The sequence below is a fragment of the Microbispora hainanensis genome (assembly GCF_036186745.1).
Lineage (GTDB): Bacteria > Actinomycetota > Actinomycetes > Streptosporangiales > Streptosporangiaceae > Microbispora.
Map to the genome: position 1 here is coordinate 2,318,845 of NZ_CP108086.1, position 11,616 is coordinate 2,330,460.

Here is an 11,616-nt window from a genome sequence, read left to right on the forward strand (position 1 = left end):
TATCTGCATAAGTGCGCATATACGATGACACAATGACTGTGGACCTGGAAACCTCCCCGCAGCCTGACGCCACGTCAGCACTGCCTGATCGGCTGCCTTTCCGTCGCTCCAGCACCTGGGCGCTGCCTGAGGTGCGTTGGGCGCTGGCGGCAACGGCGCTGTTCGCAGCGGGTGGTATCTGCCAACTCGGCGGAGCGCCATCGTGGCTGTGGTGGAGCCTCTACCTGGCCTGCTACGCCGCTGGAGGATGGGAGCCCGGCCTGGCAGGGCTCAAGGCGCTACGTAACAGAACATTGGATGTCGATCTGCTGATGGTGGCTGCGGCGATCGGCGCCGCCGCGATCGGGCAGGTCTTCGACGGCGCACTGTTGATCGTCATCTTTGCCACCTCCGGAGCGTTGGAAGCGGTGGCCACCAAGCGCACCTCCGACTCTGTCCGAGGGTTGCTCGACCTGACGCCCGACCGGGCGACGCGCGTGACCGATTCCGGTGACGAACACATCGTTGAGGCCGTCGCGCTGGCCGTTGGCGACATCATCGTGGTGCGGCCTGGAGAGCGGATCAGCGCTGACGGCGAAGTGGTCGCCGGTGCCGGCGACGTCGACCAGGCGTCCATCACCGGGGAGAGCCTGCCCGTCGACAAGCAGCCGGGCGACGAGGTCTTCGCGGGAACCCTGAACGGCACCGGCGTTTTGCGCGTACGGGTGACCCGACCAGCGAGCGAGACGGTAATCGCCCGGATTGTCGCCATGGTGGAGCAGGCCAGCGCCACCAGGGCCCGTACTCAATTGCTCATCGAGAAGGTCGAGCAGCGATATTCCCTGGTCATGGTCATCGCCACCATCGCCTTGTTCGCGCTGCCGCTGCTGTGGGGCGTGGCTGTGCAGGACAGTTTGCTCCGCGCGATGACCTTCATGATCGTCGCATCGCCGTGCGCGGTCGTGCTCGCCACCATGCCCCCGCTCTTGGCCGCCATCGCCACCGCCGGCCGTCATGGAGTGCTGGTCAAGTCCGCTGTGGTGATGGAACACCTCGCCTCCATCACTCGGGTCGCCTTCGACAAGACCGGCACCCTCACCGAGGGCCGCCCCCACATCGCCCAGATCCGCCCTCTGCCCGGCACCAGCATGAGCCGTGATGACCTGCTCACGCTGGCCGCATCAGCCGAGGCGGGCTCGGAGCATCCGCTGGGCCGCGCGATCGTGCAAGCCGCCCGTCACGCCAACCTGACCTGGCCTACCGCCGAAACATTCGAATCGCTACCCGGACGTGGTGTCCGTGCCCAGGTGAACGGACATTCAGTGGAGATCGGCAGCCCCGTACGCCTCCCCGACCGCTCAGGCGCGGCGCACGCGGTAGTGACCGAACTGGAGGACAGCGGCCACAGTGCCGTGCTGATGCACCTGGACAGTCAGCCGGTCGCCGTCTTGGCTCTGGCCGACCGTATTCGAGCCGGCGCCGCGGATGTGATCGCCCGCCTGAACGCCATGACCGATTCCCCACCAGTCCTGTTGACCGGTGACAACCCTCATGCCGCAAATCGGCTGGCCGGCTTGGTCGGCATCAGGGACGTACGTGCCGGACTACTGCCCGAACAGAAAGTGGAGGAAGTACGCCGGCTGGAGAACGGAGAGGCACGGGTGGCGCTGGTCGGCGACGGCGTGAACGACGTCCCCGCGCTGGCATCCGCACACGTGGGCATCGCCATGGGCCGTCACGGGTCCGACCTCGCGCTCGACACGGCCGACGCGGTCATCACCCGTGATGACCTCGGCACCATACCCGCTGTAATAGCTCTGGCCCGACGCGCCCGCCGTCTGGTCGTCGCCAACCTCGTCGTTGCCGCGACATTCATCGCCGTTCTGGTCGCCTGGGACCTGATCGGCGAGCTGCCCCTCCCACTCGGCGTGGCCGGTCACGAGGGCTCCACGGTAATCGTCGGTCTCAACGGCCTGCGCCTGCTGCGCGACGCGGCCTGGCGACGAGCATCCGCCGCCCCTTCGACCCAAGGCGAAGGTCTTGGGCCGAGTGAACGCATTGAGGTCGTGACGTGAGCCCGCTGGACATCGACCACTCCGAAAACCGTTGGACACGGTCCGGGGCGCTCCGCAATCATCCGCGCTGTGACAGATGAGCCCGAACGCCGGCCACCAGCCCGTACGGACCTGAGGTCAGTGAGATTTGTCGATCTGACGAGCACGGCCATGGCCGCCTTGCTGGAGGACGACCTTGCCCGGGCCAGTGCCGAGGCAGGAGTCGAGCTCACGGACTACTTCCTCACCGATCAGGCAAAGTGGGTCTGGCGGTATCGGGTCAATCAGCTGGCCACGGACCCGGGTAGCGCGGGGTGGCTCACCCGAGCCGTAGTGGCCGAGCCCGAGGGCGTCGTGGTGGGGTATGCCGGGTTCCATGGGCCGCCGGATGAGACGGGCATGGTGGAGATCGGTTATTCGGTGGCTCCCGGCTACCGCCGTCAGGGGTACGCCAGGACGATGTTGACCGAGTTGATGCGTCGGGCCGTAGCCGAATCCGGAGTGAGAACCGCGCGGGTGACGATCAGCCCCGAGAACACCGCGTCCCTGGCCACTATCTCCGGATTCGGCTTCGTCGAGGTCGGAGAGCAGTGGGACGAGGTGGACGGCCTCGAGCTCATATTCGAAGTCCCTGTCTGAATGAGCTGCTGCCAGAAAGCGAGGTCGCGAGCCTGATCGCCGGGCCATTAGCGGCCATGAAGGGGCGGTCAGCAGCGGGCACTCGTGGACTGTTTCTCGCCCAGGTCGGGGCCGTTGTCCGCCGTAGCCCGGCGGCTCAATCGACCAGGCGGTGTTCCCACGCCCAGGCCGCGATCTCCACCCGGTTGCGGGCGCCCAGCTTCATGTGCACGCTGCCCAGATGCGTCTTGACGGTGCCGACGGCGATGAACAGATGCTCGGCGATTTCCGCGTTGGTCAGGCCTCGGGCGATCAACTTCACCACGTCGAGTTCCCGCGGCGACAGGCCCGCGTCGTCGTGCGCCCGGGCCGGGGGGCTGAGATGCTTCAGCAGCCGCACCGTGATCGACGGGCTGATCATGGCATCGCCCGACACCGCCGCCCGGACCGCCTCCACCAGTAGTGCCGGCCCCGAGTCCTTGAGCAGGAACCCGCACGCGCCGGTGCTCAGTGCCGTGTGCACGTATTCGTCGAGATCGAAGGTGGTCACCACGACCACTTTGATCGGGTCGGCGACATCCTTGCCCGCCAGCAGCCGGAGCGCCTCCAGGCCGTCCATCCGGGGCATCCGGATGTCCAGCAGCACCACATCGGGCCGGAGCCGCCGGGCCAGGTCGACCGCGGCCACGCCGTCCGCCGCCTCGCCCACCACTTCCATGTCCGGCTGGCTGTCGATGATCATGCTGAAGCCGGTCCGGACCATGGCCTGATCGTCGGCGATCACTACTCGAATCACCGCGCCGCCTCGTGTTCGAGCGGCAGCTCCGCGTCGACCACCCAGCCACCCCCGGCACCGGGCCCGGCGGAGAACCGTCCGCCGAGGGCATGGACCCGCTCGGTGAGGCCCATGAGACCGTACCGGTGCTGTCGCCGGGGCCCGGCGGCGCGCGGGGTGGCGCCATCATCCGTCACCCGGACGAAAAGGGACTCCGGGCCGCGGGAGATCTGCACGTCGATCGATCGGGCGCCGGCCGCGTGTCTGCGGGTGTTCGTCAACGCCTCCATCACCACCCGGTAGGCCGTCGTGGAGACCTCGACGGGAATCCCGTCCAGATCTCCGTCAACGTTCAGGTGGGCCACCGGCGCACCTGAACCGTTGAAGCCCGCCAGCAACGGGTTGAGCTCCGTGAGCCCGGCCAGCGGCGTCAACGGCGCGTCCGGTGCGGCGTGCGGGTCGCGCAGCACGCCCACCATCCGCCGCATCGAGTTCATCGTCTCCGCGCCGGCCTGCTCGATCTGTTCCAGGGCGAGGATCACCCGCTGCGGATCCTGCTCGGCGATGAACCGCGCGCCCTGTGCCTGAACCACGATTCCCGTGACGTGGTGGGCGATGAAGTCATGCAGTTCCCGGGCGAACTCGGCGCGCTGCTCGGCCCGCATCGTGACGAGAACCTGCTCCCGCCCACGGTCCAGGAACCGCAGGTAGGCCCCACCCGCGCTCGCGCCGGCCACGCCGAGGGCGACGAGGAGCGCGGCTATGACGTACTGGTCGTCGGCGACACCGCGCAACGGCAGCAGGACCCCGGCCAGCCCAAGGGCCAGAACCGCGGCGACCGACGACCTGGGCGCCCCCCGGCGCGCCACCACGTAAATGCTCGCGAGCAGGCCGCACGTCTCGGCGAAGCCCCACGCGCCCGCCGGGCCGAACCCGGCCCTCAGCGTGGCGACGGTGCCGGCGATCGACGCGGCGGCGAGCAGCAGAGCCAGCGACGGCAGGCGCCGGGAGTTCTGCGGGTGTTCGGGGAGCCAGACGCCTACGGTGGCCACGGCCAGCCCCACCCGCGCCAGGGACAGCACAAGGCCGACAGGGGAGAGCTGGAGCATGCCGTAGCGCAGGTCGATGATCCCGAGCAACGCCATCACGATCAGCCCGGCCACCTGGCCCAGGCGTAACCACAAGCGTCGGATCTGCGGCATCGTCATCGTGACCAGCGTAGTCAGAGTGCGGGATGCCGAAATCGGCCGAAAGGTAGAGCCGGTGCCGGGCAGATCCCTGCCCTGAGGCCGATGCGCCGTCCCGTGCCCGGCAGCGAAGCTTTTCCAGAGCCGACAGCCGCCTTCAAGAGGCCCCCGGTCCGCTCAGCGGGACCTCCCACTCCCACGCGCCCTGGCCCTGACAGGCCGCTGCCCCCCGAAGCAGGAAACCCGGCCGGAAACCGAATCAGCCGCCCGGGGGCTCCCGCGCGCCCTTCCTCACGCTGACCAAGGAGAATCGTGACGACCGTTCGGATTCACGACGGGAACGCCCGGACCACGCCCGGTGCCGACGCGACCCGGCAACGGGCACAGTGGGCGGACGTCGCCAAGGGCGCCTGCATCATCCTCGTGGTGTTGTGGCATGTCATCGTCAAGGACTATCTGCAGATCAGATGGCATGCCGGCTCTCCCGTCCCCAGTGCCTGGGGAACACTGGGCGAGCAGCTTCTGCCGCTTCGGATGCCGCTGTTCTTCACCATCTCAGGGGTTTTCGCGGCGAACGCCGTAAACCGCCCGTGGCGGGTGCTGGGCAGATCCCGCGTCGCCAAATTCCTGTACTTGTACGCCGTCTGGCTGCTCATCCACACCGTGATCCTGGCCGCGGTCCCGGATTTCGACACCGCCCACGCCGATTCCGTGCTCGGGCTGGTGGAACAGCTGACCATCACCCCGTCCAACCTCTGGTACCTGTACGCCCTCGCGCTCTATTTCGCGTTCGCCAGGGCCGTACGGTGGGCGCCGCGGCCGGTGATCTTCGCGGCCGCCGCGGCCCTGTCCGTCATCACGGCCGCCGGCGTGCTCGCCACCCCGGGCGACCGTGGCGGTGTCTACCAGAACCTGGTGTTCTTCCTCGGCGGTCTGTACTTCAAGCCGTACGTCGAACGGTGGGCGACGACCGCCACGAACCGCCGCCTGGCCCTGACCCTCGTGGCGTACGCCGCGGCGCTGACGGTCATGGCCGTGACCGGCGGTCAGCGGTGGGTGGGGGTGTGGCCGGCGGTGTCCGTCGCGGCGGTGGCCTTCGGCGTGACCGCCGCCGCGCGAGTGGGCAGGTGGCGCCCGGTGGGGGACGCGCTCGCCGCCCTCGGACGACGAACGCTGCCGATCTACGTCATCCACATGCCGCTGCTCGCCCTGCTGCACGGGTTCCTCGTCGGTCCGATGTCCGGGCTGGGTGGCATCGGACAGGCGCTTATGGTGGCGGAGTATCCGATTCTGCTGACCGCCGCGGTGATCGGCCTGAGCCTGGCGATCCACCGCGGGCTGCTCGCAGTGCGCGCGACGTGGCTGTTCGAAGTTCCCCGACGGCGGCGACAGGCCGCACCGCGGCGGACCTGAGCGCTTCACCCGTGGAGCGCTCGACGAAACCGCGTCCGGGGGCGTCGGCGGCTACGAAGAGGACGGGGTGGAACAGGGAGCGCCCGTGCTCGCCGACAGGTCTGGCCGCTGCTTCGCCGAGGGACGATGGGCGGCCATCCAGCCTGTCGCGAAGTCGACCAGAGCACGCTGGGACATCAAGCGTGCCGTCGCGCAGCCGACCTTGCCGGACATGGCCGCGCCCGTGGCCTCGAAATCGGTGCCGAGCCGCTCGAAGTCGTCCGTATCGGGCACCACGTCGATCCAGGTGATCCACTGGCTTGCCCCGTCGGGCTGCCGGACAGAGGCGCCGGTGATGGCGCGTGGCGGTGATGCCTGCCGCCACTCGGCCAGATGGAGCGACGTGTTCGAGCCGTGCTCGCACCCCAGCAGCAGCACCTTCCCATCCAGCCGGTACACCGCGCCGAGCGGTGAGCGCTCCCCCAGCGCGTCGTCGAGTCGGTGCCCGTCGACGATGTCCGCCGCGTGCGTGCCAAGCGCGGCGAACGAGACGTGTGGATGATCGCTGCGCAGGGCGCCGGGCCAGGTGCGGACCGTCTCGGCGATGACGCCCATCCACTGACTCGGTGTACGCAACGGGTCGAAGCCGGGCGCCTGTTCGCGGATCACCGGCCACCACTCCACAGGGACGGGCGGATGCCGCCAGCCGGCCGGATCGGTGTTCGCAGGCGTGTGGGTCGGCACGACGAGGGTGCCGTCCGGGCCGAGCACGTCGAGCAACGCCTGCACGACGGTCTGGGGGCCGCCGGCGACAAAGCCGATGCTTCTCATCGACGAGTGCAGGAGCACGACGTCGCCCGCGGTCACGCCGAGCGCGTGCAGGTCCGCCGCAAGAGACCGAGCCGTGTGGGGCAGGGGCTGATCCATTCGGCGGAGTGTAGCCGGGGCGCGCCCGCAGGCCCGCCGCCCGTCGCGGGGCCGTCCTCTCTAACACTGCACGCGCTGCCTGCGGCGGCTACTGGAGCCGGTGGCGCACCCAGACGTTGGGTTCGACGTACACCGCGCGGCCGTGGTCGGTGTCGCAGTGGACGGGCACCAGCGCCCCCGGAACCTCTACGTCGCCCGTCCTGTCGAACGGAAGGCCGGTCCAGCCTCGCCACTCCTCAAGGGTGCCCGCCACCACCATGGATCGCCGGGCGATCTTTTCGATCACTCCGCCGGCACGTACGTGCACGCGCAGCCAGGGATCGACGGGCAGGCCGTCCTCGCGGCGAAGCGCGGCGTAGTCGGCCATCGGGACGCGGGGCTGGAGGTGCTTCCTGTTGGGACGTACGGGAGCGAACAGCTCGCTGAAGATCGCCGCAGTGCGTTCGGCCGCGTCGCGTGCGGGCTGCCAGTGCGGATCGGTCGGGATGATCGACAAGATGTCGCTCACAGATTCGCTCGATTCGCCGTTGTCTCATCAAGCATGCTGACGGTGCACGATAGCCGGGTGGCGGTCCGCCCTATGCGCCCGCGATGCGATCAGGCTGTGTGCGGCGCGACGCGGATTGTCGGTGGTATGGGTCATACTCCGCCAAGCCAGGATGATCACCGACAAGGGCGAAGGCGCTGACATGGCACAGTTGCTGCGCAGGCTCGACGACGAGATCCACATCGAGTACAACACGTTCGGGCTGGACGGCACCGACCTGCCGGCGTGGAGCTCCCCGACCGAGGAGATCCTCCACTTCCTCGCGGCCGTACGGATGGAGTCCTGGGACGCCGAGCCCGAGCGCGCGGATGCCTCGTGGACGCCGGTCAGCTCGGCGACGTTCGTCGCGGAGAGCGGCGTGGTCTCGATCGACTCGATGGCGGACGGCAGGAGACATGACTTCCTGATCGGGCCGCCGCATTTCGAGTACGGCGTGGACATGTACCTGCGTGAGCCCGAGCCGGGCGACGGACATGGCACAGGTGAGTGCGAGGAGTCGTGGCTGCTGAGGTTCTGGCCGATCCGGGATGTCTTCGACCCGATCAAGCATGCGGCGCCGTTCTCCTATATCGCGCGCGGGGTTCTGTACTACTCGATCGACCTCGAGCCCGAGCAGCTCGTGCAACCGTCGGCGAGGCGGGAGGTGCCGGTGCCGGTCTCGGCGGTGGCGGACTGGGCGTCGCTGCGCACGGACCCGGACCTGGACACCTTCGACGGCTGGCTGCACAGGATGCGCCGCAAGGCCGAGGAGAGGGGCGGCTCCCTGTACGAGTTGCTGCGCGCGGCGGGGGCGGACATCGAGGACGGCATGGACCTCACTCCGGCCTCCTGCACACCGCCGCTCGCGCGTGCGGGGCGGTTCAAGGATCCGCTGATCGACCGCTACTACGCCGAGCAGGCACGGTGGGGCTCGTTGCCGGGGCGGCACCTGGGCGAGGAGCAGCTGCGTGAGTACGCCGACGGCGAGCGCATCGCCAAGGAGCTGTGCCGCAGCGGCACCCTGACGTTCTCCGTGCCCGTCGAAGGCCGCGGCGCCCTGCATATACCGCCGGGTGTCAGCCGCCGTGTGTGGCGGTGGGAGGACGACCTGCTCGGCGGCGAGCTCATGGACGGCGGGCTGACAGTGGACCGGCAGATTCTGGCCAGGAACCCGTGGACCAGGCAGATCCTCGTCTCCGGCATCGTGACGATCCTCCGCCGCGATCACGAGAGGCCAAGCCGCGGCGAGAGCGTCTGGTACGTGGTGCGCGATGCCGAGCCGCACGAGGCGGCCAGGGTTCTGTGCGCGGAGGCCACCTGGGAGGAGGACCCGGATCAGCGCCGGGCCCTGGACGAGGTGGCCCGGGAGAAGCTGATCGAGCTGCGGGCCACCTACCGGAGCCGGGAAAGATGAGGGCCGTCCCTGTCGCTCACGGAGGGCGTGTCCGGGCCGGAAACAGGGCGAGGGCCGCCGCTTCCGCCGCCGGTGGCGGCGGAAGCGGCTCAGTATTCGAGAACGGCGTGGGCGGCCACGGTGTCGCTGGAGGCGTTGGGCCGCACTTCGGTGATGCGCTCGGCCAGCAGCAGCGCAGCGGCGAGCCCGCCCTCCGACTTGTCACCGACCAATCCGAGCTCGGCCCGGTCGGCCAGGTAGTCCTCCGGGATGCCATCCTCGTCGCCGGGAAACAGCGGATCGAAGGAGAGGATTTCGCGGCCGTCAGCGTAATGCACGAAGGACGCGAGCCTGTTCACGTTGACGAAGACACTCGCCGTGACCGTCCCGGCCGACAAGGGCCGCAGGACCTCGTCCAGCGTGCCGGCGTAGCCGTTCCACTCGCTCAGAATGGTCCCGCCCTCGGCCGGCCGGGCACAGATGAGGCCCTCATCGATTTCGCCTTCTTCGTCATCGCCGTCGAACACGTCGATGCCAAAGCGGGCCAGCGCCTCGTGCGGGGTGAGGCCGCGGACGAAGGTCGCGCAGAAGGCGTCGTCATCGAGCCACTCGTAGCCGCTCATGGGAATCCTGTTTTTTCCTGGGGACAGATCACGGAGATCCTGGCATACGAGTGCGACAAAAGGTTCGGGCATTCGATTCGCCGTCCCTCCGGCGCCGGGTAGCTGGCCGGCAGCGATCACCTGGGGCAGCGGGTGGTCGCGTGGTTCAGCGCATGAAGAGTTTGAAGATGGCTCCCACCTTCATGGCGGCACGGTCGGCGTCCCCGTCCGCGATCGCCTGGACCAGCTCGCGGTGGTGGCGGTGCGCCGCGGCCTCGTCCTCGTTCTTCTCGTCGCGCATGTGGGCGGCGAAGATGTCGAGCATGCTGGCGTACAGCTTGACGTAGAGAGGGTTGTGCGTCGCCGCCACGATCGCCCGGTGCAGGGCGAGGTCCGCGCTCGCGCGCAGGTCGGGGTCGTCGGACGACCAGCTCGCTTCCCGGCGGTCGCACAGCTCGCGGAGCAGTTCGACGTCGGCGTCCGAGCGGTTCATCGCGGCCAGTGACGCTGCTGCGCTGTCCAGGGCAAGGCGGAGTTCCAGGTAGTGGCGACGGGTGCCGCCGCCGAGCTGACGTTCGAGAGTGCCCGTCAGCTCCGAAGTGGAGATGACGAAGGTGCCGCGGCCCTGCTCACGGCGTAGCAGACCCGCGTGCACCAGCGACTGCACCGCCTCGCGCACGGTGTTCCGGCCGATCCCGAACTGTGCCACCAGTGCGGCCTCGGACGGTATCCGCTCACCGACCGGCCAGCGTCCGGAGGTCACCTCCTCGCGGAAGCGCTCGGCGGCCTGGTCGATAAGACCCACTCGACGCACCGGCTGTCGCGTGTCAGACTCTTCGTGGGTCATCCCATAATCCCATCATCTGCTGACCTTACACTGGAGTATAACGTGACAGCGCTCTCCTCGTCGCTCGTTCCGTTACGCCGTGGGCGTCTGACCCTGTGGGCCTGGGTCGCCATCGCCCTGACAGCGGTCAACCTGCGAACGGCCGTGACCGGGTTCACTCCGCTCCTGGAAATCATCGGATCCGATCTCGGCTTCGGGGTGGCGCTGTCGGGCCTGCTCGGCACGGTGCCTGCGGCGTCCTTCGGCATCTTCGGGTTTCTCGCCCCGGCGGTGACGAGGAGGTTCGGACTCGAGCGCACGGCCACTGTGGCGCTGGGCCTGACGGCCCTGTCGCTCCTGACGCGCGCCTTCTCGCCGGCGCCCTCGCTGCTGCTGCTTTCGACCGTGCTGGCACTGGCCGGAATCGGAGCCGCGAACGTCGTGATCGTTCCGCTGGTCAAGGCATGGTTCGCCGACCGGGTGGCGCTGGGAACCTCGCTCTACCTGATCCTCCTGCAGGCCGGTCAGTTCACCGCCCCGCTCCTCGCGGTTCCGATAGCGGAAGCGGCGACGTGGCGGCTCTCGGTGGGCATCTGGGCGGGACCGGCCGCGGTGGCCTGTGTGGTCTGGCTCGTCCTGGCGCTCAGGCTGCCCGCCGATCACCACGCGCCCGCGGCCGTGACGGCTGCCGATGCGCGACCGAGGATCAGCCGGTCATCGACGGCCTGGGGCCTGGTGATCCTCTTCGCGATGATGTCGCTGTCCAACTACGCGATCATCACCTGGGTTCCGGCCGTGCTCACCGACGCGGGAGGCAGCGCGGCCCTGGGCGGAACCATGGTCGCGCTCTACTCGGCGTGGGGCATGCTCGCGGCCTTGGTCGTTCCCCACCTGGCCACGCGCATGACGAACCCGTTCGTCGTGGTCGTCGGGTGCGCGGTCTTCCTGGTGGCGGGATACCTGGGCCTGCTCCTGTCCCCGCTCGGCGGCACGCTGGTATGGGTGTGCGCGCTGGGGATCGGGGTGAGCACCTTCCCGCTCTGCATGACCCTCATCAACCGCCGGACCAGGAGCCCGCAGACGGCCTCCGCCGTGTCGGGCTTCGTTCAGGGCATCGGTTATGGACTGGCGTGCGTCGGCCCGATCGGTCTGGGCCTGCTGCGCGAGGCGACCGGATCGTGGTCGGTCCCGCTCGTGGTGCTCGCCGCGACCGCCGTCCCCGGGGCGATCGCCGGCTGGTTCGCCTGCCGTCCTCGCTTCGTGGAGGACGACGCGCCGCAGCCGGCGAAGCCCGACGCCGAACAGCAGCCGCTCGAACGGGGTTAGTCGCAGCGGCC

At 69.1% G+C, this 11,616-nt stretch carries 11 protein-coding genes; 5 read left to right on the plus strand and 6 right to left on the minus strand.

Features of this window, described 5'->3' with window-relative positions:
• Positions 1 to 32 precede the first annotated feature (32 nt).
• Positions 33 to 2,054 (plus strand): heavy metal translocating P-type ATPase, encoded by a 2,022-nt coding sequence (locus OHB01_RS10705; protein WP_328855287.1) that lies wholly within the window; start codon positions 33 to 35, stop codon positions 2,052 to 2,054.
• Between the two features lie 150 nt (positions 2,055 to 2,204).
• Positions 2,205 to 2,672 (plus strand): GNAT family N-acetyltransferase, encoded by a 468-nt coding sequence (locus OHB01_RS10710; protein WP_205830530.1) that lies wholly within the window; start codon positions 2,205 to 2,207, stop codon positions 2,670 to 2,672.
• 136 nt (positions 2,673 to 2,808) lie between these two features.
• Here OHB01_RS10710 and OHB01_RS10715 read toward each other — a convergent pair whose 3' ends face one another.
• Together OHB01_RS10715 and OHB01_RS10720 are read right to left on the minus strand one after the other, a co-directional pair.
• The gene (locus OHB01_RS10715; RefSeq protein ID WP_142649113.1) at positions 2,809 to 3,447 is read right to left on the minus strand and encodes a response regulator; all 639 of its coding nucleotides are present in this window, start codon (positions 3,445 to 3,447) and stop codon (positions 2,809 to 2,811) included.
• Complete coding sequence (locus tag OHB01_RS10720) at positions 3,444 to 4,634, minus strand: sensor histidine kinase (protein WP_205830531.1); 1,191 nt, start codon at positions 4,632 to 4,634, stop codon at positions 3,444 to 3,446. Before OHB01_RS10720 ends, OHB01_RS10715 begins: the two co-directional genes overlap by 4 nt.
• A 291-nt stretch (positions 4,635 to 4,925) precedes the next feature.
• Between OHB01_RS10720 and OHB01_RS10725 the strand changes: the two genes are divergently transcribed.
• Entirely contained in the window at positions 4,926 to 6,026 is a 1,101-nt protein-coding gene (locus tag OHB01_RS10725) for an acyltransferase family protein (RefSeq protein WP_328855288.1), read from the plus strand.
• A gap of 51 nt (positions 6,027 to 6,077) precedes the next feature.
• Here the strand turns inward: OHB01_RS10725 and OHB01_RS10730 are convergent, their stop codons facing one another.
• Both OHB01_RS10730 and OHB01_RS10735 read right to left on the minus strand, forming a co-directional pair.
• Positions 6,078 to 6,872 carry an AAC(3) family N-acetyltransferase gene (locus tag OHB01_RS10730; RefSeq protein ID WP_312845755.1) on the minus strand — a complete coding sequence of 265 codons (795 nt, stop codon included), beginning with the start codon at positions 6,870 to 6,872 and terminating at the stop codon, positions 6,078 to 6,080.
• Between the two features lie 148 nt (positions 6,873 to 7,020).
• A complete protein-coding gene (locus tag OHB01_RS10735; protein WP_261985770.1) occupies positions 7,021 to 7,440 on the minus strand; it encodes a hypothetical protein in 420 nt (139 codons plus the stop codon).
• A 181-nt stretch (positions 7,441 to 7,621) separates the two neighbouring features.
• Between OHB01_RS10735 and OHB01_RS10740 the strand changes: the two genes are divergently transcribed.
• Positions 7,622 to 8,872 (plus strand): hypothetical protein, encoded by a 1,251-nt coding sequence (locus tag OHB01_RS10740; protein ID WP_328708725.1) that lies wholly within the window; start codon positions 7,622 to 7,624, stop codon positions 8,870 to 8,872.
• Positions 8,873 to 8,961: 89 nt separating this feature from the next.
• Here the strand turns inward: OHB01_RS10740 and OHB01_RS10745 are convergent, their stop codons facing one another.
• Positions 8,962 to 9,474 (minus strand): DUF6461 domain-containing protein, encoded by a 513-nt coding sequence (locus OHB01_RS10745; RefSeq protein WP_142649116.1) that lies wholly within the window; start codon positions 9,472 to 9,474, stop codon positions 8,962 to 8,964.
• 145 nt (positions 9,475 to 9,619) lie between these two features.
• Positions 9,620 to 10,258, minus strand: coding sequence for a FadR/GntR family transcriptional regulator (locus tag OHB01_RS10750; RefSeq protein WP_312845756.1), 639 nt, complete (start codon positions 10,256 to 10,258; stop codon positions 9,620 to 9,622).
• A gap of 84 nt (positions 10,259 to 10,342) precedes the next feature.
• On the opposite strand from OHB01_RS10750, the gene OHB01_RS10755 reads away from it, so the two are divergent.
• Complete coding sequence (locus OHB01_RS10755; protein ID WP_205830533.1) at positions 10,343 to 11,605, plus strand: CynX/NimT family MFS transporter; 1,263 nt, start codon at positions 10,343 to 10,345, stop codon at positions 11,603 to 11,605.
• Positions 11,606 to 11,616: the final 11 nt, after the last annotated feature.

Excerpts from the sequence above, each read along its gene's own strand:
- OHB01_RS10720 (WP_205830531.1), bottom strand. The coding sequence starts at position 4,634 with ATGACGATGCCGCAGATCCGACGCTTGTGGTTACGCCTGGGCCAGGTG.
- OHB01_RS10705 (WP_328855287.1), top strand. The coding sequence starts at position 33 with ATGACTGTGGACCTGGAAACCTCCCCGCAGCCTGACGCCACGTCAGCA.
- OHB01_RS10740 (WP_328708725.1), top strand. The coding sequence starts at position 7,622 with ATGGCACAGTTGCTGCGCAGGCTCGACGACGAGATCCACATCGAGTAC.
- OHB01_RS10710 (WP_205830530.1), top strand. The coding sequence starts at position 2,205 with ATGGCCGCCTTGCTGGAGGACGACCTTGCCCGGGCCAGTGCCGAGGCA.
- OHB01_RS10745 (WP_142649116.1), bottom strand. The coding sequence starts at position 9,474 with ATGAGCGGCTACGAGTGGCTCGATGACGACGCCTTCTGCGCGACCTTC.